Below are 1,624 nucleotides of genomic sequence, written 5' to 3'. Positions count from 1 at the left end.
TTTAGCTGAATGCAGGCGCTAAGCCCCCGTCCTCAACGAGCAACGCAGGGCGTAGCCCGAGTAGCGCAGTAGGGCGGGGATACAGCGCCGTCATCATCTGTTCGTACACTGTTCTGTTGCAGGCCCACAGGCCCACGTCTACCGAAGCTTTCATGCGTGTAGTGTGCATAGTGTGCATTACGGTGAAACGGAAGACAATCACCATTCGGGAGGACCAAGACGAGTGGATTGAGGACCAACACCTCAACCTCTCGTCATTCGTCCGAGAGCAGTTGGACGAACTCATCGAGGAACGCAAGTAGCGCCATGTACTACGCCTACAAGTATCGTCTCAAGCCGTCCGACGCCCACCGCGAGGAGTTGGACCGCCACCGCGATATTTGCAGGCAACTGTACAACCACACGCGCTACCGCCTCAACGAGTACCAAGACGAACACGACGAACTGCCATCCATGACCACGCTTCGGTCGGAACTCCCCGCCCTCAAACAGTGGTGGGACGACCTCTCGGACGTGTACTCGAAGGTTCTCCAAACCGTCGTCGAACGGCTTTTCGACAACCTCAACGGCCTCTCCAAGCTCAAGGAGAACGGCTACGGCGTCGGGCAACTCAAGTGGAAGCCACCACGAGAGTTCCGCAGTTTCACGTACAGTCAGTCTGGCTTCAAGCTCGACAAGAAGGGCGGTCAGACCGTGCTGTCACTCTCGAAGCTCGCGGACATCCCGATTCGGCTCCACCGACCTATCCCCGACGTTCACAAGAGCGACAGCTCTTGTGCAGCCCATCAGAAATCTCCGATTTCTGAGGACGACGCGAAACTCAAGCAAGTCACGCTCAAGAAAGAGCCGACGGGCGAGTGGTTCGCCACCTTCGGCGTCCAAATGGACCGTGAACCGCCCGAACCGCCTGAGAATCCCGAGAAGTGCGTCGGTATCGACGTGGGGATTCTCAAGTACGCCCACGACACGGACGGAAACGCCGTTGAATCTCTCGACCTCTCCGACGAGCGCGAGCGATTGGAACGCGAGCAACGGAAGCTTTCGCGGAAGCAACACGGGTCGAGCAACTACGAGAAGCAACGGCGGCGCGTTGCGGAGTGTCATGCCGACCTCCGACGGAAGCGCCGTGACTTCTTGCACAAGTTGTCGGCGTACTACGCTCGGGAGTACGACGTGGTAGCGGTCGAAGACCTCGACGCAAAGGGCTTGGTCGAACTGCCGGGTAACTCACGGAACCGAGCAGGCGCGGCGTGGGGGACGTTCCTGCGGATGCTCGAATACAAGTGCGAACGAGAGGGGGCGCACTTCGTGGCGGTCGAACCAGCAGGGACGACCAAGGAGTGTGCGGCGTGCGGTGTCTCGACGGACAAGCCGCTGTGGGTCCGGGAACATTCCTGTCCGTCGTGCGGGTTCACCGCCGACAGGGACGCAAACGCGGCGTGGAACATTCTTTCTCGCGGTATCGAGCAAGTAGGAGAGGGACGCTCCGAATCAACGCCTGTGGAGACTGCGCTCCCTACGGGAACCACCACAGTTCCTGCAAAGCGCGTCGTGGAAGCAGGAAGCCCTACCCTCAAGGAACGAGCCGCGTCAGCGGCGAGTGAGTAGGGTAGGGTAGTTCACA

The 1,624-nt window shown here is 59.7% G+C and carries 1 protein-coding gene; it reads left to right on the top strand.

The window, feature by feature from the left end; genetic code table 11:
* Positions 1 to 306: 306 nt before the first annotated feature.
* On the top strand, positions 307 to 1,608 hold the full coding sequence (locus ACFQI8_RS19425; RefSeq protein WP_390247731.1) for an RNA-guided endonuclease InsQ/TnpB family protein: 1,302 nt from the start codon (positions 307 to 309) through the stop codon (positions 1,606 to 1,608).
* Positions 1,609 to 1,624 lie beyond the last annotated feature (16 nt).

This window comes from Haloferax chudinovii (assembly GCF_042663345.1).
Taxonomy (GTDB): Archaea; Halobacteriota; Halobacteria; order Halobacteriales; family Haloferacaceae; genus Haloferax; species Haloferax chudinovii.
The sequence above is the reverse complement of the archived record's forward strand: the minus strand, read 5'-3'. Positions and strand labels throughout refer to the sequence as shown.